Here is a 22071-nt window from a genome sequence, read left to right as displayed (position 1 = left end):
CCCAAACATGATCCGCGTTCTCCTAGCCGAAGACCAAGCCATGGTGCGCGGCGCCCTGTCGGCGCTGCTCAGGCTCGAATCCGATCTTGACGTGATCGGCAGCGCGGCCGACGGCGAAGAAGCCTGGCAGTTGATTCAGCGTTTCGCATCGACGAACGGCGGCCCCGATATCGTCGTCACCGACATTGAGATGCCTAAACTGACCGGCCTCGAATTGGCCCAGCGCATTCGCGACCGCGGGCTCGAATGCAAGGTTGTCATCGTCACCACGTTCGCGCGGCCGGGCTTCCTGCGCCGCGCACTCGATGCGGGCGTCGGCGGCTATCTGCTCAAGGACGCGCCGGCCGATCAGCTCGCCGAAGCCTTGCGCAAGGTGCATCGCGGCGGCCGTGCGATCGACCCGCAGCTCGCGCTCGAAGCCTGGAGTGAGGCCGATCCGCTCAACGACCGCGAGCGCCAGGTGCTGCGCCTCGCCGGCGAGGGCGCGTCGGCCGGCGATATCGCCGAACAACTGCATCTCTCGCAGGGCACCGTGCGCAACTATCTGTCGGAAGCAATCGGCAAGCTCGGCGTCGGCAACCGCATCGAAGCGTACCGGCTCGCGCGGCAGAAGGGCTGGTTGTAGCCGCGCGCGGCTGAGGCAGCGCGCCGATATCGAGCGAAGAAAGACTGCTGGCCGTCGGCCGCTTTGCCTACAATCCGCGCATGCAAATCGTTCGCTGGCTTAGCCTCGGCCTCGTCGTGCTGCTCGCCGCCTGCGCGCGCGAGGCGGCCGCGCCGCTCGACCACGAAGCCTATATCTGGCAGCGCCAGTGGACGCCGGCTGTGGCCGCGTCGATCGAGACGATGCGCGGCGACTTCGCCGGCTGGCGCGTGCTCGCCGCGGAATCGACTGCGGACGGCGGCCTCGTCGACGCCTCGCCGCAGCTCGACCTGCTCGCGCGCAGCGGCAAACCTGTGATTGCCGTGCTGCGGCTCAACGGCAGCCGGCCGCCGCCCGCAGCCGATGTGCTCGCGTGGCGCATCGCCGACATCGCCAAAACCTGGCGCGATGCGGGCGTGCCGTTGAGCGGCATCGAAATCGACCACGACTGCGCGACCGCGCAGCTCGATGCCTATGCCGGCCTGCTCGCGCAGTTGCGCCCGCGCCTGCCTGCGGGCCTGCGCCTGTCGATCACCGCGCTGCCGACCTGGATCGGTGCGCCCGCGCTTGCGCGCCTGCTCGGCGAAGTCGACGCGTCGGTGCTGCAGGTGCATGCGATCGCAGCGCCGCGCGCGGCAACGGGTGAGGCCGGCTTGTTCGATGCGGAGCAGGCGCGGCGCTGGATCGACAGCTATGCCGCCGTCGCGGCGAAGCCGTTCCGCGTCGCGCTGCCGGCCTATGGCTTGCGCGTCGGTTTCGACGACGACGGCCGTGCCGTCGCGGTCGAGAGCGAGATGGATCGTGCGATCGATGCCGAACACAAGCGCGAGCTGCGCGTCGATCCGCGCGAAGTAGTCGTGTTGTTGAGCGGGCTCAAGCGCGCCCACCCCGCGTCGCTTGTCGGTACTGTCTGGTTTCGCCTGCCGAGCGCGGACGACCGCCGCGCCTGGAGTGCTTCGACTCTGCATGCGGTGATCGCCGGCGCGACGCTCAATGCCGACTTTGCCGCACGCGCGCAGACGACGGGCGAGGGCGCCGCCGATATCGTGCTCGCCAATCGCGGCACGCTCGATGCCGCGCCGCCGGCCTCGATCGACGTCGTCGCGAAAGATTGCGCAGCGGCGGACGCGCTGGCCGGCTTCCGCCTGGAAAAGGCAGGGCAGGGCTGGCAGTTTTTTCCGACATCCGATGCGATACTGCGCGCGGGGCGCGAGCGGCGCATCGGCTGGATGCGTTGCGCGTCGATCGAGAAGGTATCCGTACATGTCTATCCGTAGCAGCCTGCTCTGCGCGGCGCTCGCCGTCGCGCTGCCTATGTCCGCCCTGGCCTGCGGGCCGAACTTCCCGGTCGATCTGCTGCATGACCGCGCCTGGACGCTGGACAAGTTGCCCGAAGGCGGATTCGACTACGAAGCCGCGCATCTGGTGAAGCCGGCTTATGCGTTCAAGGCGGTCGAAGGCGGCGAAGAATACGTCGACGGGCAGATGCGGCCGCTGCGCGAGAACATCGAACGCGGATGGTTCGGCGACAAATACGATCGCGTTGCCGCGGCACGCGCCGCGGGCGATGCGGCGGCGGCCTACGCAGCCGCGCAGGGTCTGCCCGAAGAGGCGCGGCGCTATCTTGCCGGTGCGGCAGCGTGGGCAAAGCACGACGGCGACGAGGCGCAGCGGCGCTTCAAGAGTGTGCTCGATCTGGCGGCCGCAGAGCGCACGCATTACGGACTCTGGGCGCAGTACATGCTTGCGCGCATTGCCGGCGACGATAGCGCCAATGCCGCCGCCGCGGCGCCGCTGTATGGGGCGCTGCGCGACGAAGTCGCCAAGGGCGCCGCCGATCCACTCGGCCTGGCCGTGGCGAGTCTCGGCGAAGAAGCACGCCTGCATCTCGATGACAACGAAGACGCCGCCGCGATCGCGCTGTATGCGCAGCAGACCGCGCTTGGCTCGCGGTCGGGGCGCGATTCGCTGCTGCAGATCGCGCGCAAGGCGATCAAGGAACCGCCCGCGCTCGATCGCCTTGTCCGCGACGATCTCGGGCAGCGCTTGATCACGGCGTATCTTTTCACGCGCAGCAGCGAACTCGCCGACACCGAGATCGACGGCGAAAGTTCGCCGGCCGACGTAGCCAAGTCGAAGGCCGACGGCGAGGCGCGCATGCAGAAGTTCCTCGATGCGGTCACGCGCGCAGGCATCGACAAGGTCGCCGGCGCCGACCGCGTCGCCGCGCTCGCGTATCGCAGCGGCAAGTACGATCTCGCCGCCCAGCTCGCGCAGCGGGATACGAGCGGACTCGCCTGGTGGGTGCGCGCCAAACTCGCATTGCGCGCCGGCAAGGCTGACGAGGCCGCGCAAGCCTACGCGCAGGCGGCGAAAGCGTTTCCGGCCGGCGAAGAATGGGGCGAGAACTGGGATGCGGGCGAGTTCGGCGGCGAGACGATCCGGCCGCAGTGCCGCGTCGAGGGCGAGCGCGGCACGCTCGCGCTGTCGCGCGGCGAATATCTCGCGGCGATGGAACATTTATACAATGCCGCATCGTTTTACTGGAACGATGCGGCCTACGTCGCGGAGCGCGTGCTCAGCGTCGACGAGCTGAAGTCCTTCGTCGACGCCCATGTGCCGAAGGCCGCGGCTGCGAAGCCCGGCACAGCAGCCGACGAAGGCGGCAACGGCTACGGCAATCCCGCGCAGACGGCAACGGCCTTGCGCACCCTGCTCGCGCGCCGCCTGCTGCGCGCCGAGCGCTACGACGAGGCGCTCGGTTACTTCGACGCCGCCGAATTGAAAGAGAAAGCGCAGGCCTATGTCGACGCGCGCCGCGCCGCCACGCAGGGCGGACGCATCGACCAGGCCAAAGCCCGGTACGCCGCGGCGCATTCGGCGCGCTTCGACGGCATCGACTTGATCGGCTACGAACTCGACCCGGATTATCAAATCTACGGCGGCAACTACGATCTCGGCGGCGGCTGGACCAATGCCGATTTCACCGCTGCCGCGGCCGCTGCGGACAAGCCCGGAGCGGCACCGCTCAAGCGCAAGGACATCATCGTGCCGGGCAAGCTCGCCGGTCCCGACGAAGCCGCGCGCGTTGCCGCGAGCCGCGCGCAGCCGCTCGAACGTTTCCACTATCGCTACAACGCGGTCGATCTCGCGTCGAAGTCCGCCGACCTGCTGCCGCCGCGGACGCAGGCATTCGCCGCCGTGCTCTGTCATGCGACGGCCTGGCTGATCGACCGCGATCCGCCGGTCGCGGAAAAACTCTACCTGCGCTATCTCAAGCAAGGTCCCTACGTGCCCTGGGGAGCGGATTTCGGCCGCGCCTGTCCCGAACCCGATTTCGCCGCCGCCGAGGCGCGCGTGCAGGCCGAACGCGTGGCCTGGTGGAAGCGTACGATCCGGCACAGCGCGCCCTACGTGCTCGGTATCGTCGTCCTGCTGGCGCTCGGCGTCTGGTGGCTGCGGCGCAAGCGTGCCGCCGCGGCCCGCTGACCTGCGGCGGACAGCGGCAATTCATCTATTCATGCCAACAATGCCGGCGCGCGTCATTTCTGAACGGCGCGCGCATCGCCTTCTTCGAGAATCTCCATGTCCGCCAACAAGACCACGGGTTTGATCCTGATCGGCCTGGGCATCTTTTTCCTGCTCGCCAATTTCAATCTGATTCCCGACGTCGGCCATCTGATCGCGAAATGGTGGCCGCTGATCCTCATCGCGATCGGCGTGCAGCGCTGGCAGTCGAGCGGGAAATAGCGCGCGGCGGGACGGCATCGTCGCGGCCGGTCCGGCGACTGGACGTCATCGGCCGCAGCATCGGCGATAATCGGCTTTCCGTCACGATCTCCGAGCCGCGTTGAAAAAAGCCGATTTCCACTACGACCTGCCGCGCGAGTTGATCGCGCAGGCACCGCTGCCGCAGCGTTCGGCGAGCCGCCTGCTCGTCGTCGACGCCGCGGCTCGCTCTTTCGCCGACCGGCGGTTCACCGACCTGAGCGAGTATCTGCGCGAGGGCGACCTGCTCGTGTTCAACGACACGCGCGTGCTGCATGCGCGCCTGTACGGACATAAGGAAACCGGCGGCGCGGTCGAAATTCTCATCGAGCGCATCACCGGCACGCACGAAGTGCTCGCTCAGCTCGGCGTGTCGAAGAAGCCGCGCGAAGGGTCGCGCATCCGCCTCGGCGATGACAGCAGCGTGCTCGTGCTCGGGCGCGAAGGGGAGTTCTACCGCCTGCGCTTCGAGTCGTCCGAACCGCTCGAGAAGCTGCTGCCGAAACTCGGGCGCATGCCGCTGCCGCCGTACATCGAGCGCGGCGCGTCGTCGATCGACATCGACGACGAGGTGCGTTATCAGACCGTGTTCGCGCACACGCCCGGCGCGGTCGCCGCGCCGACCGCCGGCCTGCACTTCGATGCGCCGCTGCTCGAAGCTCTGCGCGGCCGCGGCATCGATTTCGGCTACGTTACCCTGCACGTCGGCGCCGGTACCTTCCAGCCCATACGGCGCGAACGGCTCGAAGACCATGTCATGCACCGCGAATGGCTGAATGTCGGCGCCGAACTGGTCGAGAAGATGCGGCGCACGCGCGCGCGCGGCGGGCGGGTAGTCGCGGTCGGCACCACGGTGGTGCGCGCGCTCGAATCGGCCAAGCACGACGGCGTCGTCGAACCGTTCGCGGGCGAAACCCAGATCTTCATCTTCCCGGGCTACAAGATCGACAGCATCGATGCGCTGATCACGAACTTCCATTTGCCCGAGTCGACCTTGCTGATGCTCGTGTCGGCGTATGTGGGGCGCGAGCTGATGCTCGATGCGTATCGGCACGCAGTCGAGCAGCGCTATCGATTCTTTTCCTATGGCGACGCGATGCTGATTCTGCCGGCGGGTGTCTGATCGAAACAAGCCGCGCGGCGCGATCCGGTGCCGCGGCCGGCCTCAGCTTTGCGTATCGCGCGCGAGCGGATTCGGCGTCGGCTCGCCGATCTTGGTCAACACGTTGCGGTCGGTGTGATGGAACGGCTCGTTCTGGCCGTGAATCTGCAGAACGGTGTCTTCGTCGTATTGCCAACTGCCGTCGGGGAGAATCGTCACCGCGATTTTGAACTCGATCGTCTTGAACGCCTGATCGAGGAACGGCGACGAGCAGATGCCCCAGGTGTCCAACCCTTGCGTCGCGCTAAGTTCGAAGTGCGTCGCGTCGGCCGCCGCTTGTCCCGCGGCCATTGCGATCATCCCGCGCGGAATCGTCAGGGTGTGGATGACCGTGCCGTTCGCCGCATCCCAGAGCCAGTAACCGACCTGGTCGTGATAAGTCTTGACCATTCCGGGCTTGGTGATGTGCGTGTGATAGCGCAGCCCGTAGAGCAATTGCGGGCCGTTGGTGAACGGATCGATCGGCTGCAACTCGATGCGTTCGACGAATGCCTGCTGCTTCGGCCCCGCGGCTTTGGGCTTCACGTCGAGTCCACGCGTTCCCTGCCAGATGCCCGCCATTGGCCGCAGCGGTCCCAGATTCGACAGCGTGTGCACGTCGATGTCGCGCGGCTCGGTGTAGATGTCCGTGAGATTGTTTTCCATATTCCCCGTCGCAGCGAAGTTTTGGCGACCGGATTGTAGCGCCGGTGCGCGCGACGATGGCATCTTCCGCTTGGTCTAAGCGTCGCAAACCTGCGGCGATACCCCGAAGGACAAGCCGGTCTTCGCCGCACGTTCGGAACGTGGTGTGCGACCTTACTGTTCCACCGGCGCCAGCATATTGGCATCGCGCGCGAGCAGCCACTTGCCGTTGCGCTTCTGCAGGATGGTCAATGTGTGTCCCGCGCGTTTCATCGGCTTGGCGCCGCCGGGCGGAGTCACGACGACGGTAAGCTCGCTCCACATAAACGCCCAATCCCCGACGATCTTGATCTCCTGAATATTGCTGGCGCCATCGAATTGCGGTGCGTCCGCGGTCGCCTGCGCCCGCGACGCCGCGGCGAACTCGGCCTTGCGCATGACGGGATGGCCGGTGACCAGAAAGACGACATCGTCCGTCGTCAGCGAGAGGACGGTATCGACGTCGCCGGACTTGCTCGCCGATATCCAGGTCGAAACCAATTGACGTATTTCCTGTTCATCGTTCTGCATGATCTTTTCTTCGGAAGATGATCGGCAAACATGCAGGGAAGATCGGCGCCGCCGTGGACGGATGTGAACATCGACCGATTCGTTCGCAGAGTGCGCATGCGCTTTGGACGGGATGGCATGGGCCTATGCCGGAAGAAGGCGCAAAGCGTGGCATCGGCTGCAGAGCGAATAGTCACGCATCGTCCGTCGCCGCTGGCGCAGTTTTTCTGCGCGCCATGCCGACGCTAGCCGGCGCGGTAAGAGAGAAACCGTATTGCTGGTAGAGCCGGTATGCTTCACCGTCGGCGAGCAGGCTGACGTAGCCGGATTCGGGGACTTCCCGCTCGATATAGCCGGCGATCTCGCGCATGACGGTCTTGCCGAGTCCACGGCCCTGGTGCTCCGGCAGCACGGCAATGTCCACCACTTGATAGTGATTGCCGCCGTCGCCGATCACGCGACCCATCGCGACCGTTTGATCGTCGCAACGTACCTGCACGGCGAATAGCGTGTTCGGCAGGCCGCGTTCGGCGGCCTCGCGCGTCTTCGGGCTCAATCCTGCGGCCTGGCGCAGATGCCGATAGGTCTCCACCGAGGGCGTTTCGTACACGATGCTGTAAGCGGGAGACGTCGACATGAATTCCTCTCGACAATATCTGGCAAAGCAAGCAGGCGGGCGCTGCCGCAGTAGGCGTTAGTCTAGCGGGGCCGCATCGCCGCAATCCGCTCGATCGATGGGATTGCGTGTGATGTGCAAAGGTTAACGCGTCGTGAGACACCGTTGCATGTCGGCGTAGGCAGCATGGATAAGTTTTCTCAAAGCAGCCTCGTCGATCTTGCGGCCGGGCATCAGTTTGACGTGCCGCATCGACTTGCCCGTGCCTTCGAGCAAGCCGCTTGGATCGGGGAGGTCGGCTCCGCGGAAGAAGCCGACATTGACGTGGTTCTTGAACGCATCGACATAAGCAAACGCCGCATCGCCGACGCATGCGGTCGGGTGGCCGTCGTGCAGCAGCTCGCGGACGTCGTCGCCGCAGGCGCGCATGACGCCGAACCAATGCCGCGCGATCGTGCTCAGTGCGTCCGGATACTCACGCATCCAGGCCTCGATGGCGGGCTCTCGCTTGACCGAATCGGGGAACCGAAACAAGGGGCTCATGGCGATACTCATGCTGTTCGCTTCGTACGACCTTCTTCCGCGGCGCGTCCGTCTTCGTAAATCGATGCCGGGGCGTGACGGCGATGCTGTATCGCCGTGGCATGCGTCGAAGGCGGCTGCAGCAGCGGATGGTCGATCGCGCGGATCATACGTCGGCGGCTCCGGTCATGCGCTACAGGGGAGTTGGCGCCGGCAAGCACGTATACTTTGCGTCTTAATCAGCGGTTTCAGGAATTTGCATGCGTTTTGAACTTCTCGGCGTCGATGGCGCCGCCCGACGCGGGCGCCTGGGCTTTGCGCGCGGCACGATCGAGACGCCGGCGTTTATGCCGGTCGGCACCTACGGCTCGGTAAAGGGCATGACCCCGCAGTCGATACTCGACATCGGCGCGGAGATCATCCTCGGCAACACGTTTCATTTGTTTCTGCGGCCCGGGCTTGCGGTGATCGGTGAATTCGGCGGCCTGCACAAGTTCATCGGCTGGAACAAGCCGATCCTGACCGACTCGGGCGGTTTCCAGGTGTTCTCGCTTGCCGAGCGGCGCAAGATCAGCGAGGAGGGCGTGCGCTTCGCGTCGCCCGTGGACGGCTCGCAGGTATTCCTTTCGCCCGAGGAATCGATGCGCATCCAGAAGACGCTCGACTCGGACATCGCCATGATCTTCGACGAGTGCACGCCGTATCCGGCGACGGAAAAACAGGCGCGCGATTCGATGCAGCTCAGCCTGCGCTGGGCCGAACGCTCGCGGCGCGCGTTCGACGATTTGAACAATCCCAATTCGCTGTTCGGCATCGTTCAGGGCGGCACTTATCCGGCGCTGCGCAAGATCTCCGCGGACGGACTGCTGCAGATCGGCTTCGACGGCTACGCCGTGGGCGGCCTCGCCGTCGGCGAGCCCGAGGAGGAACGCAACCGCACGCTCGAAGAGACCGTGCCGATGCTGCCGGCGGACAGGCCGCGCTATCTGATGGGCGTGGGTCGGCCGGAGGACATCGTCGAGGCCGTGCTGCGCGGCATCGACATGTTCGACTGCGTGATGCCGACGCGCAACGCGCGCAATGCGCACATTTTCACCCGCAGCGGCGTGCTGCGCATCCGCAATTCGCAGTACGAGTGCGACACGCGGCCGCTCGACGAAACCTGCGCGTGTTACACCTGCGCGAACGGTTTCTCACGCGCGTATCTGCGGCACTTGGACAAGTGCGGCGAGATGCTCGGGCCGATGCTCGCGACGATCCACAACCTGCACTATTACCAGGATCTGATGCGCGGCCTGCGCGAAGCGATCGCCGCGCAGCGGCTCGGCGATTTCGTCGCCGAGTTCTATGCATTGCGGCGCAAGTAGGCGCGACGGCGGTCGCGCTTACGAGAACTTGCGGATGAACGCGCGCACTTCGGGATAGACGTTTTCGCGCCAGCGGCGTCCCGAGAAGATGCCGTAGTGGCCAGCGCCCTTGACGGTGAGGTGCTGACGGCTCGTCACGCGGATGCCTTTGCACAGCTCGTGTGCGGCTTCGGTCTGGCCGAGGCCGGAGATATCGTCGAGTTCGCCTTCGATCGTGAAGAGGGCGGTACCCTTGATGTCGGCTGGCTTGACCGGCTTGTTCTTCACCTTCCAGGTGCCGCGCGGCAGGGCATGCTCCTGGAACACGGTCTTCACCGTGTCGAGGTAGTACTCGGCGGGCATGTCGAGTACGGCGTTGTACTCGTTGTAGAACTCGCGGTGCGCATCGGCGTCCTGCAGATCGCCGCGCAGCAGGTCCTGGTAGAAATCCCAGTGCGAGGAGAAATGCCGGCTCGGGTTCATCGCGACGAAGCCCGCATGCTGGAGGAAGCCCGGATAGACCTCGCGGCCCTTGCCCGGATAATTCGTCGGCACCGCATTGATGACGTTGGCCTGGAACCACTCGATCGGCTGCGTCGTCGCGAGATCGTTGACCTTGGTCGGATTCTTGCGCGTGTCGATCGGGCCGCCCATCATCGTCATCGTGCGCGGCGTCACTTCGCCGGCCGAGGCCATCAGCGAAATCGCGGCGAGCACGGGCACGGTCGGCTGGCAGACCGAGATCACGTGCAAATCCTTCGCGCCGATATGGCGGATGAACTCCTGCACGTAGGCGACATAGTCGTCGAGATGGAACGGACCCTGCTCGACCGGCACCATGCGCGCGTCGACCCAGTCGGTGATGTAGACCTTGTGGTCCTGCAGCAGCGTGCGCACGGTGTCGCGCAGCAGGGTGGCGTGATGTCCGGACAGCGGCGCGACGACGAGCACGGCCGGATCGCTCTTCAGCTGCTGCAGCGTGTCGATCTCGTCGCTGTAACGCTTGAAGCGGATCAGGTTGCAGAACGGCTTGGCCAGCGCGACCTGTTCGACGATCGGTACGGCATTGCCGTGCGCCTGCACCGAGTGGATGTTGAACGCCGGCTTTTCGTAGTCTTTGCCGAGACGGTAGAGTAACTCGTAGTTGGCCGCCACGCGCGGCGCACCGGGCAGCTTCGACAGCCAGCTCTCCTTCGAGGAGAACATGCGCGCGCTGCTCTCGGAGAAGGTGATCAGCGGATTGAGCAGAGCGCGGTTGAGCTCATGCAGCTGGTACAAAAACATCGTCATAGCGTGGGTTCCCGGCGTGCGGAAGAATTCGAACAAATTCTGCACGGGGCAGAACCTCCGTATGCTAGTCGCCATCACGCTGCATCGCAACAAATCGTGCACTCCGTCGCATGAAGATCGATTAATGCGGCATGCCTTTGCGGAGCCCCGCCGCGCGAGAGTAGACTCGGGCCAAGCGGCAATCCGGAACCCCGACCGGGTCAAGACCGCATCGCGGAGGGCGTTGGTGAAAGCTACCGATATTCGCGTACCTGACTATTTCCACAAAGTCGTCGATTGCCAGTGGGCCTGTCCGGCTCACACTCCGGTCCCCGAATACATCCGGCTGATCGCCGCGGGGCGGTATGACGATGCTTATCTCGTCAATTGGAAATCGAACGTCTTCCCCGGCATCCTCGGCCGCACCTGCGACCGCCCCTGCGAGCCGGCCTGCCGGCGCGGACGCGTCGAAGATGCGGACAAGCCCGAACCGGTGGCGATCTGCCGCCTGAAACGTGTGGCGGCCGACAACAAAGACCATGCCGCGGTGCGTGCACGCATGCCGAAACCGGCCGCGAAGAAAAACGGCAAGCGCATCGCCTGCGTCGGCGCAGGGCCTTCGGCGCTGACCGTCGCGCGCGATCTCGCGCCGCTCGGCTATCACGTCACCGTGTTCGAAGCCGAGCAAAAGGGCGGCGGCTTCATGCGCACCCAGGTGCCGCGCTTTCGCCTGCCCGAAGAAGTGATCGACGAGGAAGTCGGCCACGTGCTCGATCTCGGCGTCGAATTCCGCGGCGGCGCGCGCATCGATTCGATGCGCGATCTGCTCGCACAGAATTTCGACGCGGTTTTCGTCGGCAGCGGCGCGCCGCGCGGCCGCGATCTCGATCTGCCGGGACGCAGCGAGGCCGCGGCGAATATTCACATCGGTCTGGACTGGCTCGCGTCGGTCTACTTCGAGCACATCAAGAGCATCGGCAAGCGCGTGATCGTGCTCGGCGGCGGCAACACCGCGATGGACTGCTGCCGTTCCTCGCGCCGGCTCGGCGGCGAGGACGTGAAGGTGATCGTGCGTTCCGGCTTCGAGGAAATGAAGGCGAGTCCGTGGGAGAAAGAGGACGCGATGCACGAAGGCATCCCGATCCTCAACTACCTCGTACCGAAAACCTTCGAGCATCGCGACGGCAAACTGATCGGCATGACCTTCGAGAAAGTGCGCGCCGAGCGCGACGTGAAAGGCCGTCGCCAGCTGGTGCCGACCGGCGAGCCCTACGCATTTTTCGAATGCGACGAAGTGCTGATCGCGGTCGGTCAGGAAAATGCGTTTCCGTGGATCGAGCGCGACGTCGGCATCGACTTCGACGAGTGGGGTCTGCCCAAGGTCGACAAGGCGACGATGCAATCGACCTTGGCGAACGTCTTCTTCGGCGGCGACGCAGCGTTCGGGCCGAAGAACATCATCTGGGCGGTCGCGCACGGGCACGAGGCCGCCGTGTCGATCGACAAGATGCTGAGCGGCGAGGACATCCACGAACGCCCCGAACCCGCGGTCAGCCTGATCTCGCAGAAGATGGGCATCCACGAGTGGAGTTACGACAACGACATCTCCAATGACCAGCGCTACGTCGTGCCGTGGCGCGAGAAAGCGGCGACCTTGAAAAGCATCAAGGTCGAGGTCGAACTCGGTTTCGATGCGGTGACCGCGGTGCAGGAAGCGCAGCGCTGTCTCAACTGCGACGTGCAAACCGTGTTCACCAAGGACGCCTGCATCGAATGCGATGCCTGCGTCGATATCTGTCCGATGGACTGCATCAGCTTCACCGAAAACGGTGAAGAAGCCGAGCTGCGCACGCATCTGACTGCGCCGGCGCTGAACCTTACTCAGTCGCTATACGTGTCCGATGCGTTGAAGACGGGCAGGGTGATGGTCAAGGACGAAGACGTCTGCCTGCACTGCGGACTCTGCGCCGAACGCTGCCCGACCGGCGCTTGGGACATGCGCAAGTTTCTGCTCGAAACGACGCAGGCTGGGCCGGGGTGCCGTGCACGCAGACGGGAGGTCGCGTGAAGTTGAAAGTGGTGAGCGGGGAAGCGGTGAGCGGTGAGCGGGAAAAGCCGCGTCAACATCCCAGGCACTATGATCTTGACGTGTGGAAGGACGCGATGCGTCTCGTTCGAGAAATTTATCACGCTACCGCGGCATTTCCCGAGCAGGAGCGCTTCGGTCTCACCGGTCAGATGCGCCGCGCCGCGGTTAGCATTCCCTCCAATATCGCCGAAGGCGCGGGCAGAGGAGGCAGGGTCGAGCTGATTCGCTTTCTGACCATTGCGAGAGGATCGCTCGCGGAGCTTGATACGCAGTTGTGGATTGCGCGTGATTTGGGTTTTCTTGACGACGCCCAGCCGCTTCAATCCGCGCTGCAACTTCTGAATGCACGCCTCAATGCGCTGATCAACGTCAAGCGTGCGCGTGCCGAGGTGTCGCCATGACCGCTCACCGCTCACCGCTTCCCGCTCACCGTCTTTCCGCCACCAACGACTTCGTCGTCAAATTCGCCAACGTCAACGGCTCGGGTTCGGCGTCGGCAAACGAACTGTTCGCGCGCTCGATCCTGCGCATGGGCGTGCCGGTCAGTCCGCGCAATATTTTTCCGTCGAACATCCAGGGCCTGCCGACCTGGTACGAGGTGCGCGTCAGCGAGCGTGGCTGGCTCGGCCGGCGCGGCGGTGTCGATCTGATGGTTGCAATGAATCCGCAGACCTGGGATGCCGACATCAAGGAAATCGAACCGGGCGGCTACTTGTTTTACGACTCGACGCGTCCGCTGCCGGCGTCGAAGTTCCGCGACGACGTCAATATCATCGGCATGCCGCTGACGGCGATCTGCAATAGCACTTACGCCGACGCGCGCCAGCGCCAACTGTTCAAGAACATCATGTATCTCGGCGCCTTGTCCGTGCTGCTCGGCATCGACGCGCGCGAGATCAAGCGCTTGTTCGCCGAGCAGTACAAGGGCAAGGAAAAGCTGCTCGATTCCAACATGCAGGCGCTGGAGCTGGGGCGTGAACACGCTGCGCAGCATCTCGACCCGATCGGCCTGCATGTGCAGCGTGCCGACAACGTCGGCGAGAAGATTTTCGTCGACGGCAACGTCGCCGCCGCACTCGGCTGCGTCTACGGCGGCGCTACGGTCTGTGCGTGGTATCCGATCACGCCGTCGTCTTCGCTGGCCGAAGCATTCCAGAAGTACTGCATGAAGTACCGCGTCGATGCCGAAAGCGGACGCAACCGTTTCGCCATCGTGCAGGCTGAAGACGAGATCGCTTCGATCGGCATGTGCGTTGGCGCGGGCTGGAACGGCGCGCGCGCATTCACTACGACGGCGGGGCCGGGCATCTCGCTGATGAACGAATTCATCGGTCTCGCGTACTTCGCCGAGATTCCGGTGACGATCATCGACGTGCAGCGCGGCGGCCCGTCGACCGGCATGCCGACGCGCACGCAGCAGTCCGACGTGCTCGCCTGCGCGTACGCCTCGCACGGCGACACCAAGCACGTGCTGCTGTTGCCCGAAGACCCGCACGAGTGTTTCGAATTTTCGGCGCAGGCGCTCGATCTTGCCGATCGCCTGCAGACGCCGATTTTTGTGCTGACCGATCTCGACATCGGCATGAACCAGCGCCTGACCGCGCCGTTTCAATGGGACGACCGGCGCGACTACGACCGCGGCAAGGTGATGACGGCCGAGGAACTCGAAGCGGGCAAGGATTTCGGCCGCTACAAGGACGTCGACGGCGACGGCATTCCGTACCGCACCTATCCCGGCACGCACGCCGAGCGCGGTGCTTACTTCACGCGCGGCACTTCGCGCGACCCGTACGCGCGCTACTCGGAAAAGGGTCCCGACTACGTCTACAACATGGAGCGCCTGCTGCGGAAATGGGACACGGCGAAATCGCTGGTGCCGCAGCCGATCCTGCGCGGCACCGGCGGTGAGGCGCACGACGGCGTGATCTATTACGGTTCGACCAGCCCGTCGATGGCCGAAGCGATCGAGTTGCTCGGCAAGCAAAGCCTCGTGCTCGACACGCTGCGCGTGCGTGCATTCCCGTTCCCCGACAGCGTCGGCGAATTCATCCGTCAGCACGAGCGCGTCTTCGTCGTCGAGCAGAATCGCGACGGGCAATTGCGCACACTCCTGATCAACGAATTCGGCATCGACCCGGCGCGCCTCGTCGCGGTTCTGCACTACGACGGCACGCCGATCACGGCGCGGTTTATCGCGGGTGCGATTGCCGCGCGGATGCGGCCAGCCAAGGTGAAGGAGAATGCGGCGTGACTGCTCTTGCTTGTCATTCCCACATGCGTCTAGCGGGAATCCAGCGCCTTCGCTTTTGCTCGTCATTCCTGCGCAAGCTGGAATCCGGCTCCTGCTCTGAAAGCATTACAACAAAAGGCTGCATTCCAGCTTGCGCTGGAATGACAGCTACTGCTGTGAGTCGCTTCTAAATGACCTACATCGCCAAACCCAAACTGCATCACCCGACGCTGGCCTGCAACGCGATCGGCTTCACGCGCCGAGACTACGAAGGCAAGATTTCGACGCTCTGCGCCGGCTGCGGCCACGATTCGATTTCGGCCTCGATCATCCAGGCCTGCTGGGAACTGGATATCGAACCGCATCGCGTCGCCAAACTCAGCGGCATCGGCTGCAGCTCGAAGACGCCGGATTATTTCCTCGGCCAGTCGCACGGCTTCAACACCGTGCACGGGCGCATGCCGTCGGTGCTGACCGGCGCGAACCTCGCCAACCGCGACCTGCTCTATCTCGGCGTGTCGGGCGATGGCGACTCGGCCTCGATCGGCATCGGCCAGTTCGTGCACGCGATCCGGCGCGGCGTCAACATGGTCTACATCGTCGAGAACAACGGTGTCTATGGCCTGACCAAGGGCCAATTTTCCGCGACGGCCGATCAGGGCTCGAAGTCGAAGAAGGGCGTCGTCAACACCGACAGCCCGCTCGATCTGGTCGGCCTGGCGATGCAACTCGGCGCCACTTATGTTGCGCGCGGATTCTCCGGCGACAAGAAGCAACTCGTGCCGCTGATCAAGGGCGCAATCGCGCACAGGGGCGCGGCCTTCATCGACGTGATCAGCCCGTGCGTGGCGTTCAACAATCACGCCGGCAGCACCAAGAGCTACGAGTATGTGCGCGAGCACAACGAAGCGGTGAACCGGCTCGATTTCATCGACGTGCGCGCCGAGATCACGGTCGATTATGCCGAAGGCGAGATCGTCGACGTGACCCAGCACGACGGCAGCATCGTGCGCCTGCGCAAGCTCAGCGCCGACTTCAATGCGCATGACCGCATCAAAGCGATGAACTACGTGCATGCGCAACAAGCCAAGGGCGAAGTCGTCACGGGATTGCTCTACGTCGATCCCGACGCGCACGACCTGCACGAGCACTTCAATACGACCGAAGTGCCGATCAACCGTCTTGGCGCGAAGGAACTTAGTCCCGGCGCAGACAACTTGGCGAAGATCAACAATTCGCTGCGCTGAATGCTCTTCTTTCCTTCTCCCACCGGGAGAAGGTGCCCGAAGGGCGGATGAGGGAAGGGCGTAGCAGTACGGAAAGTAATTCTGCGTCCTGATGCTTCCCTCTCATCCGGTGCTTCCCGCCATCTTCTCCTGCCGGGAGAAGGGAGGCAAAGCCGGGCTCGATAAATCGAGCCTCTGCCTTCAGAATGCGCGCATGAAGAAAACTTACGACCGCGCCTATTTCGACCGTTGGTATCGCCATTCGCAGCATGCGGTGAACACGCCGGCGCTGCTGGAACGCAAGGCCGCGCTGGCGATCGCCGTGGCCGAGTACTACCTCGGCCGGCGCGTGCGCAACGTGCTCGACGTCGGCTGCGGCGAGGGCGCGTGGCGTGCGCCGCTGAAGAAGTTGCGCCCGCGTATCGACTATCTCGGCGTTGATTCAAGCGAATATGCGATTGCGCGCTACGGCCGTGCGCGCAACCTGCGCCTCGTCGGCTTCGGCCAGCTCGCCGAACTGCGCTTCGACGCCGACTTCGATCTGATCGTCTGCTCCGACGTGATCCACTATCTGCCTTCCGCCGAGCTGCGCCGCGGTCTCGCCGGCGTTGCCGACATGCTCGCCGGTGTTGCGTTCCTCGAACTGTTCACCTCGAAGGACGCGCTCGACGGCGACAAGCACGGCTTTATTGCGCGCACGCCAAAATGGTACTTGTCCACTTTTACGCAAGCAGGACTGATCGCGTGCGGCTCGCATTGCTACCTCGGACCGAAGCTGCAGGCTTCCGTCGCGGAACTGGAAGTGGTTAGAAGTTGATCCAGCGCGGCATCGCGGCGCTAGCGCCGTCTGCTTGGGTGAGTGGCGGACGATCGGATACCGTCGCGGCGACTGTTCTCGTATGCTGCGTATGGTGTGCCGTTCGATAAGGAGAACGTACGAATGGATCGATCCCTTACTCTTGCCGCCGCAATCGGCATGGCCGTGCTGGCCGCAGGGACTTGCGCAGCAACCGGCGCGAGCGGTTCGTCGGACCAGGTCGCCCCCATGCAGTCCGGCCATGAAGATCCGAACGAGGCGTCGATCTCGGCGCGGGACGCCGCGCCGGACGCCAATGGCCGCCGCATCTATATCGTTATGCTGCGCGGCGACGGCGTGGCGAGCGCGTGGCGCAAAAAGCAGGACGAGATCGCTGCGCAGTTGCCTCCGGCACAGCGTCGGGCGGTGAAATGGAATCCGCGTTCGCCGGAAGCGCAAGAGCTGCTCGCGCAATCGCAACAACGACACCAACGTGTCCTCGACGAAATCGCCGCTCTCGTGCATCGCCGCGTCGAGCCCGTGCAGGACTATCACTACGCTATCAACGGTTTCAGCCTCAATCTGACCGGACCCGAGGCGGAGACCGTCAGGAAAATGAGCGAAGTGCAGTCGGTTGACCTGCCGAAGCAGAATCGGCTCATGGATCAGCCGTCCAAGTAGCGCTGCCTACGCCGCTACCGCGTGAAGACGCGGCGCGGCTCTCGCTGCAAGAGGAAAGCGCGCGCCGATCGCTTGCGCAATTGATACGGTGTGACGCCGCGACGTTTTCGCAGCGTCGTCGTCAGATGGCTCTGGCTCGAGAATCCGGTGTCGAGGGCGATGCCGGTGATGTCGAGCGTCGTATCGCGGATCAGCTGTGAGGCGCGCTCCAGGCGCCGATCGATGATGTATTGCGCCGGCGAGTTGCCGAAAGTATTGCGGAAAACCGCGTGGAACTCGCGCGCGTCGCATCCGGCCAGCAAGGCCAATTCGCCGACGCTGAAACGCCGGTGCAGTTCGCTGTCGATATAGTCCTGCAATTGTCGTGCGCGCTTGGCCGAAAGCTGGTGCAGGTTGACCGGCAATGGTAGCGCGGGGCCTTCGCAGCAATTGGCGAACAGATGCAGGGCCAGCACGCGAAACAGGCTTTCTTTCTGCAGGGCGTAAACATCGTCGTGCAGATTCTCCAGCGCGACGAATTGCTCGGCCGTATGGAAGAGGAATGGATCGGACTTCGCCAGCTGCAAGGTCAACGGCCGCTCTTCGCGAAAGCCCAGTTGGTTCGTCGCGAACTGCTTCGGAAAATGCAGATCGCAGGTTTTCAGGCGCGAATGGGCCATGTCGAAATCCATTCCGGCATCGCATGGATAGACGGATACCTGCCCGCGGCGATGCGCGCCGAAGCGGAAGCCGCTGCCGTTGATTTCGCCCTCGTGCTTTTGCGCGCCGCCCTGCAGAAAAATGGTCAGCACGTCGATCGAATTCCTTGACCACAGGCGCACCGAAGCCGCGGGCTCGTACGCGCTGACGAAGAGATCCGCGTCGTGCCAGCTCAGCAGGCGCTGGTTTTGATAGGTCGTGCGCGCGCGATCGGTGTGAAACGGCGCATTCGATTCAGCCCGCGCCGCGAGCGCTTCGGTGCGAGGGGTTTTCGGCTGCGGTACGGAATGGGATGACATGAGCATCGATATCCGAAGGCGAACGGCAAATCCGATTACGGCGAGGCGGTAGAGAGTGCGGCGACGGCGAGTCTTGGGTGGCTACCGTGAGGCTCGCTCGCATCGGCGGGAAAGCTCTCGCGGTTGCGGAAATCGCTGCTGTCGAAGGAGCGGCACGACGGTGGGCGAATTCCGAAGCGCCTCTTGTCCTTGAAATACCTCATTACCAATTATCCAAAAAATGTGACTTTTTGTCAAAAAATGTAATGCTGTCTTTGGTGCCTGGTCAGACGGCCGGTTCTCGGGGAACGATTCGAATGGATCCGCTGCGAAAAGAGGGGCGATCGTCTCAATGGGCGATGCGGCAGGACGGCCGTAAGAGCGGTGCGCCTTCTAGTCCGGCAGATTTTCTTGCCGGCGGCTCGGGGGTGAGTGATCGACATCGGCACGCGCGGTAGCCGTGATCGGACCCGGCAGGTCGACCGTCAACCCGAAGGCATAGGTGCAAGGAATGTGGGCCCGGATGCCGAAACATTCCGGATCAGCAAGCGGGCGCAGCGGTTTTGTTTCCGCTGCGCCCGGTCGATGCTCAGGCTTTGCGCGCGTCGCGCCCGCCACGCCAATGGCGCGGCTGCTTGTTCGCCGCTGCATGCGGCTTGGCCTGCTGACCGTTCGGTGCCTTCGCGTGCGGGCGGCGCGCGTGGTTCGGCTTGCGCGCCGGGGCGTTCTGCTTCGGCTGTCCGCCGCCGCCGCCGTTGCCGTCGAGGCGCAGCGGCTGGCTCGGCTCGAATCCTTCGACGTTCTCGATCGCGATGTCCTGCTTGAGCATGCGGCGAATGTCGCGCAGCAAACGGGTTTCGTCATGCGAGACGAGCGAGACGGCGAGGCCTTCGGCGCCCGCGCGGCCGGTGCGGCCGATGCGGTGCACGTAATCCTCGGCGACCATCGGCAGATCGAAGTTGATCACGAGAGGTAGCTGGTCGATGTCGATGCCGCGCGCGGCGATATCGGTCGCAACCAGAACAGTGATTTTTCCATTCTTGAAATCAGCAAGCGCGCGCGTGCGCGCGCCCTGGCTCTTGTTGCCGTGGATCGCCGCGGTGCGCAGACCGTGCTGATCGAGGAACTTGACGAGCTTGTCGGCACCGTGCTTGGTGCGGCCGAACACGAGCGTCTGACGGCGGCTGTCACGGCTCAGCAGTTCGAGCAGGAGGTCGCGCTTCTTCGCCGCGTCGACCGGATGCACGCGATGCGTGACGGTCGCGACGACACTGTTGCGCGCGGCGATCTGCACTTCGGCCGGATCGCGCATGAATTCGCGCGCGAGCGCCTTGATCTGGTCGGCGAACGTGGCAGAGAACAGCAGGGTCTGGCGATTCTGCTTCGGCAGTGTGTTGAGGATGCGCTTCATCTGCGGCAGGAAGCCCATGTCGAGCATACGGTCGGCTTCGTCGAGGACGAGGATCTCGATGCCGGAGACGTCGACCGTGCGGCGTTCGAGATGGTCGATCAGGCGGCCCGGCGTGGCGATGACGATATCGACGCCGCGGCGCAGCGCATCGATCTGCGGCTGCATGCCGACGCCGCCGAAGATCGTCGTCGCGTAGACGCGCAGGTGCTTGGCATAGGTGCGGACGTTTTCGTGAATCTGCGCGGCCAGTTCGCGCGTCGGCGTCAGGATCAGCGCGCGCGGACGGCGCTTGCCGGCGACCGGCGCGGTCTTGGCGAACAGGCGCTCGAGCAGCGGCAGGGAGAACGCGGCGGTCTTGCCGGTGCCGGTCTGCGCGCCGGCGAGCAGGTCGCGGCCTTCGAGCACGAGCGGAATGGCGGCTTCCTGGATCGGCGTCGGCGTGTCGTAGCCGGCGTCGGCGAGGGCGCGCAGGATGTTGGACGAAAGTCCGAGGGTATCGAATGACATGATGTAGAACTCCTTCAAAGCGCCTGCGCCGCAGAATTCCGGCGCATGCGACATACGCGCTGCACGATGCGGCACGTACAAAAAAACCTTGAGCGTTCCCGATGAACCGCGCCGCAGGCGTAAGGCGGTTTTCGCTTTAGTAAAGCGTAAAACCGCAGGGGCGTCGTGACCGAGTGGTGCAGGAGAACTGACCGCGAGCAATCGCGAGTCGAATCGACCGGAAGGGAAAAACGGCGGTGCGACGCATTGAAGCGGCGCGGAGTATACCGTACTTCCCGCGCGCGGTGTGAATGCAGGCCGTCTCGCGCCAAGGCGTGCGCCGCGAGTGCGCCGGGGCGGCGCGCAGGCAGCGGACTAGGGGATGCGCGTATCGACCGCGATCCAGTTCGCTTCCCAGGTTTTGCCGCCGTCATCGGAAAACGACTGCTCGAATCGCGCCGAATCGCGGGTGATGTCGGACATGACGAAGCGCACCAGGATGGCGCGCTCGTTCAAGGTCTCGTGACTGTAGAACTCGCCGCGGCCGTTCTTGAATTCGCCGATGGTCGGCACGAACAAGGTGCCGCCGGCGCGATTGGCGAAGTTGAGACTCCACTGCCGCGATTGCGGGTTGTACAGGCGCAGCGCCAGGCCTTCGATGCGGCCGGCAGGGCCTTTCACGTCGAGTTCGACCAGATTGGCCGCGCCGTCCCAGACCTTGCGCACCGTGGTCGTGCCTTCGTATTCGACCCAGTCGTTCGAGCCGGTCAGCGGATGCAGGCGGCGCTTGAGCCGGGTTTTCCAATTGCCGATCTCCCAGTCGAAGTCGTGCTGACCACCGGGCGAGACGGCTTGCGACGAAGCAGGCGCGGGCGCGACAGCCGTTTTTTCGGGTTCCGCGCCGGCCGGCAATGGATTTACAAATGCGAGTAATGCGAAAACGATCACATATTTTTCGCTACTCATCATCGCCTCCAAGGATTCGTGAGAGCATCGTGCGAACGGTACCGTTCGCCGCGATAACACTTTTTCCGCGTGCGGCCTCTGGACCGGGCTTCGCGGTCTAATCTTTCTTCTCATGCGCATCACCATAGAACTCGAACCCGGCGACATCACACGTTTCGCCGAAGCACTCGTCCGCTCGCGCCGCGTCGCCCAGGAGGCGGACGAGGCCGACATTCTCGAAGCGGCCAAACAGGCGCTCGATTCGCTGCCGATCTCGACCGCGCCGAGCTACGTGCGCAAGCGCATCGGTGGCGTGCAGCGGCTGATCGTCATGCTCGAAGACGAGGCCTGGGCGCTGCCTTCCGCGCAGCGCGTGGACGTGCTCGAAGCGCTGGTCTACTTCAGCGATCCGGAAGATCTGATCCCCGACGACATCGAAGTGATCGGCTTGCTCGATGACGCGATCATGCTCGAAATGTTGTTGCGCAAGCTCGCGCCCGTACTGCGCGCCTACACCGACTTCTGCGACTACCGCGACGCCCTCGGCGCCGCGCCGCAACTGCCCGATGCACGGCACGAATACGCCACGAGCCTCGCGCGCAAGCGCGACGCGTTGCGCGCGAGACTTGCGAAGCGCACACTCGCTGCCGCGGCCGAGGGGAGCGCGACGCGAGAAGTTTCTCCGCCGCGAAACGACGCGAACAAACGCAGATAAGCGCGATTCGAGCGGA

General features: G+C 64.3%; 21 protein-coding genes. 13 read left to right on the top strand and 8 right to left on the bottom strand.

Translation table 11 applies throughout. The annotated features are described in order from the left end of the window. The first annotated feature begins 7 nt into the window (after positions 1-7). From FFS30_RS12715 to queA, 5 genes are all read left to right on the top strand, one after another. Positions 8-625, top strand: a complete 618-nt coding sequence (locus FFS30_RS12715; protein ID WP_137913497.1) for a response regulator transcription factor — start codon at positions 8-10, stop codon at positions 623-625. Positions 626-705: 80 nt separating this feature from the next. Beyond that, entirely contained in the window at positions 706-1920 is a 1215-nt protein-coding gene (locus tag FFS30_RS12710; RefSeq protein ID WP_137913496.1) for a DUF3142 domain-containing protein, read from the top strand. Next, on the top strand, positions 1907-4132 hold the full coding sequence (locus tag FFS30_RS12705) for a hypothetical protein (protein ID WP_137913495.1): 2226 nt from the start codon (positions 1907-1909) through the stop codon (positions 4130-4132). The genes FFS30_RS12710 and FFS30_RS12705 overlap by 14 nt, the downstream gene beginning before the upstream one ends. A 96-nt stretch (positions 4133-4228) precedes the next feature. Next, positions 4229-4393, top strand: a complete 165-nt coding sequence (locus FFS30_RS23850; RefSeq protein ID WP_171014589.1) for a DUF5668 domain-containing protein — start codon at positions 4229-4231, stop codon at positions 4391-4393. A 100-nt stretch (positions 4394-4493) separates the two neighbouring features. Beyond that, a complete protein-coding gene (gene queA, locus FFS30_RS12700) occupies positions 4494-5534 on the top strand; it encodes a tRNA preQ1(34) S-adenosylmethionine ribosyltransferase-isomerase QueA (RefSeq protein ID WP_137913494.1) in 1041 nt (346 codons plus the stop codon). A 42-nt stretch (positions 5535-5576) separates the two neighbouring features. Here queA and FFS30_RS12695 read toward each other — a convergent pair whose 3' ends face one another. The 4 genes from FFS30_RS12695 to FFS30_RS12680 form a co-directional block, all read right to left on the bottom strand. Beyond that, positions 5577-6218: a heme-binding beta-barrel domain-containing protein gene (locus FFS30_RS12695; protein WP_137913493.1), complete on the bottom strand. Its 642-nt coding sequence runs from the start codon at positions 6216-6218 to the stop codon at positions 5577-5579. 153 nt (positions 6219-6371) lie between these two features. Continuing rightward, on the bottom strand, positions 6372-6767 hold the full coding sequence (locus tag FFS30_RS12690; RefSeq protein ID WP_137913492.1) for an SgcJ/EcaC family oxidoreductase: 396 nt from the start codon (positions 6765-6767) through the stop codon (positions 6372-6374). Positions 6768-6939: 172 nt separating this feature from the next. Then, positions 6940-7383: a GNAT family N-acetyltransferase gene (locus FFS30_RS12685; protein WP_137913491.1), complete on the bottom strand. Its 444-nt coding sequence runs from the start codon at positions 7381-7383 to the stop codon at positions 6940-6942. A gap of 123 nt (positions 7384-7506) precedes the next feature. Next, complete coding sequence (locus FFS30_RS12680) at positions 7507-7905, bottom strand: DUF1801 domain-containing protein (RefSeq protein WP_137913577.1); 399 nt, start codon at positions 7903-7905, stop codon at positions 7507-7509. Positions 7906-8144: 239 nt separating this feature from the next. Here FFS30_RS12680 and tgt point away from each other — a divergent pair, with 239 nt between their 5' ends. Continuing rightward, on the top strand, positions 8145-9251 hold the full coding sequence (tgt, locus tag FFS30_RS12675; RefSeq protein WP_137913490.1) for a tRNA guanosine(34) transglycosylase Tgt: 1107 nt from the start codon (positions 8145-8147) through the stop codon (positions 9249-9251). A gap of 18 nt (positions 9252-9269) precedes the next feature. Here tgt and phaZ read toward each other — a convergent pair whose 3' ends face one another. Further along, positions 9270-10520: a polyhydroxyalkanoate depolymerase gene (phaZ, locus tag FFS30_RS12670; protein ID WP_137913489.1), complete on the bottom strand. Its 1251-nt coding sequence runs from the start codon at positions 10518-10520 to the stop codon at positions 9270-9272. A 226-nt stretch (positions 10521-10746) separates the two neighbouring features. Here phaZ and FFS30_RS12665 point away from each other — a divergent pair, with 226 nt between their 5' ends. The 6 genes from FFS30_RS12665 (at position 10747) to FFS30_RS12640 (ending at position 17521) form a co-directional block, all read left to right on the top strand. Continuing rightward, positions 10747-12567: an FAD-dependent oxidoreductase gene (locus FFS30_RS12665; protein ID WP_137913488.1), complete on the top strand. Its 1821-nt coding sequence runs from the start codon at positions 10747-10749 to the stop codon at positions 12565-12567. Between the two features lie 26 nt (positions 12568-12593). After that, positions 12594-12989, top strand: coding sequence for a four helix bundle protein (locus tag FFS30_RS12660; RefSeq protein WP_283235210.1), 396 nt, complete (start codon positions 12594-12596; stop codon positions 12987-12989). Next, positions 12986-14839 carry a 2-oxoacid:acceptor oxidoreductase subunit alpha gene (locus tag FFS30_RS12655; RefSeq protein ID WP_137913487.1) on the top strand — a complete coding sequence of 618 codons (1854 nt, stop codon included), beginning with the start codon at positions 12986-12988 and terminating at the stop codon, positions 14837-14839. Before FFS30_RS12660 ends, FFS30_RS12655 begins: the two co-directional genes overlap by 4 nt. Positions 14840-15009: 170 nt before the next feature. Continuing rightward, positions 15010-16065, top strand: a complete 1056-nt coding sequence (locus FFS30_RS12650; protein ID WP_137913486.1) for a 2-oxoacid:ferredoxin oxidoreductase subunit beta — start codon at positions 15010-15012, stop codon at positions 16063-16065. Positions 16066-16258: 193 nt separating this feature from the next. Next, positions 16259-16861: a class I SAM-dependent methyltransferase gene (locus FFS30_RS12645; protein ID WP_137913485.1), complete on the top strand. Its 603-nt coding sequence runs from the start codon at positions 16259-16261 to the stop codon at positions 16859-16861. 123 nt (positions 16862-16984) lie between these two features. After that, positions 16985-17521 carry a protease inhibitor I9 family protein gene (locus FFS30_RS12640; RefSeq protein WP_137913484.1) on the top strand — a complete coding sequence of 179 codons (537 nt, stop codon included), beginning with the start codon at positions 16985-16987 and terminating at the stop codon, positions 17519-17521. 14 nt (positions 17522-17535) lie between these two features. Here the strand turns inward: FFS30_RS12640 and FFS30_RS12635 are convergent, their stop codons facing one another. The 3 genes from FFS30_RS12635 to FFS30_RS12625 all read right to left on the bottom strand — a co-directional run bounded on the left by FFS30_RS12635 (position 17536) and on the right by FFS30_RS12625 (position 21361). Further along, entirely contained in the window at positions 17536-18519 is a 984-nt protein-coding gene (locus FFS30_RS12635) for an AraC family transcriptional regulator (protein WP_171014588.1), read from the bottom strand. 568 nt (positions 18520-19087) lie between these two features. Next, on the bottom strand, positions 19088-20416 hold the full coding sequence (locus FFS30_RS12630; RefSeq protein ID WP_137913482.1) for a DEAD/DEAH box helicase: 1329 nt from the start codon (positions 20414-20416) through the stop codon (positions 19088-19090). A gap of 354 nt (positions 20417-20770) precedes the next feature. Beyond that, positions 20771-21361, bottom strand: coding sequence for a hypothetical protein (locus FFS30_RS12625; protein ID WP_249352406.1), 591 nt, complete (start codon positions 21359-21361; stop codon positions 20771-20773). 112 nt (positions 21362-21473) lie between these two features. On the opposite strand from FFS30_RS12625, the gene FFS30_RS12620 reads away from it, so the two are divergent. Further along, positions 21474-22055, top strand: coding sequence for a YkvA family protein (locus tag FFS30_RS12620; RefSeq protein WP_137913481.1), 582 nt, complete (start codon positions 21474-21476; stop codon positions 22053-22055). Positions 22056-22071: the final 16 nt, after the last annotated feature.

Source organism: Rudaea sp. 3F27F6 (genome assembly GCF_005503555.1).
In the GTDB taxonomy this organism is placed as follows: Bacteria; Pseudomonadota; Gammaproteobacteria; order Xanthomonadales; family Rhodanobacteraceae; genus Rudaea.
This window is presented reverse-complemented; position numbering and strand designations above follow the sequence as displayed.

Excerpts from the sequence above, each read along its gene's own strand:
- phaZ (WP_137913489.1), bottom strand. The coding sequence starts at position 10,520 with ATGACGATGTTTTTGTACCAGCTGCATGAGCTCAACCGCGCTCTGCTC.
- FFS30_RS12710 (WP_137913496.1), top strand. The coding sequence starts at position 706 with ATGCAAATCGTTCGCTGGCTTAGCCTCGGCCTCGTCGTGCTGCTCGCC.
- tgt (WP_137913490.1), top strand. The coding sequence starts at position 8,145 with ATGCGTTTTGAACTTCTCGGCGTCGATGGCGCCGCCCGACGCGGGCGC.
- FFS30_RS12640 (WP_137913484.1), top strand. The coding sequence starts at position 16,985 with ATGGATCGATCCCTTACTCTTGCCGCCGCAATCGGCATGGCCGTGCTG.
- FFS30_RS12680 (WP_137913577.1), bottom strand. The coding sequence starts at position 7,905 with ATGAGCCCCTTGTTTCGGTTCCCCGATTCGGTCAAGCGAGAGCCCGCC.
- FFS30_RS12655 (WP_137913487.1), top strand. The coding sequence starts at position 12,986 with ATGACCGCTCACCGCTCACCGCTTCCCGCTCACCGTCTTTCCGCCACC.
- FFS30_RS12715 (WP_137913497.1), top strand. The coding sequence starts at position 8 with ATGATCCGCGTTCTCCTAGCCGAAGACCAAGCCATGGTGCGCGGCGCC.
- FFS30_RS12620 (WP_137913481.1), top strand. The coding sequence starts at position 21,474 with ATGCGCATCACCATAGAACTCGAACCCGGCGACATCACACGTTTCGCC.
- FFS30_RS12650 (WP_137913486.1), top strand. The coding sequence starts at position 15,010 with ATGACCTACATCGCCAAACCCAAACTGCATCACCCGACGCTGGCCTGC.
- FFS30_RS12685 (WP_137913491.1), bottom strand. The coding sequence starts at position 7,383 with ATGTCGACGTCTCCCGCTTACAGCATCGTGTACGAAACGCCCTCGGTG.
- FFS30_RS12690 (WP_137913492.1), bottom strand. The coding sequence starts at position 6,767 with ATGCAGAACGATGAACAGGAAATACGTCAATTGGTTTCGACCTGGATA.
- FFS30_RS12695 (WP_137913493.1), bottom strand. The coding sequence starts at position 6,218 with ATGGAAAACAATCTCACGGACATCTACACCGAGCCGCGCGACATCGAC.
- FFS30_RS12625 (WP_249352406.1), bottom strand. The coding sequence starts at position 21,361 with ATGAGTAGCGAAAAATATGTGATCGTTTTCGCATTACTCGCATTTGTA.
- FFS30_RS12645 (WP_137913485.1), top strand. The coding sequence starts at position 16,259 with ATGAAGAAAACTTACGACCGCGCCTATTTCGACCGTTGGTATCGCCAT.
- FFS30_RS12635 (WP_171014588.1), bottom strand. The coding sequence starts at position 18,519 with ATGTCATCCCATTCCGTACCGCAGCCGAAAACCCCTCGCACCGAAGCG.
- FFS30_RS23850 (WP_171014589.1), top strand. The coding sequence starts at position 4,229 with ATGTCCGCCAACAAGACCACGGGTTTGATCCTGATCGGCCTGGGCATC.
- FFS30_RS12630 (WP_137913482.1), bottom strand. The coding sequence starts at position 20,416 with ATGTCATTCGATACCCTCGGACTTTCGTCCAACATCCTGCGCGCCCTC.
- FFS30_RS12705 (WP_137913495.1), top strand. The coding sequence starts at position 1,907 with ATGTCTATCCGTAGCAGCCTGCTCTGCGCGGCGCTCGCCGTCGCGCTG.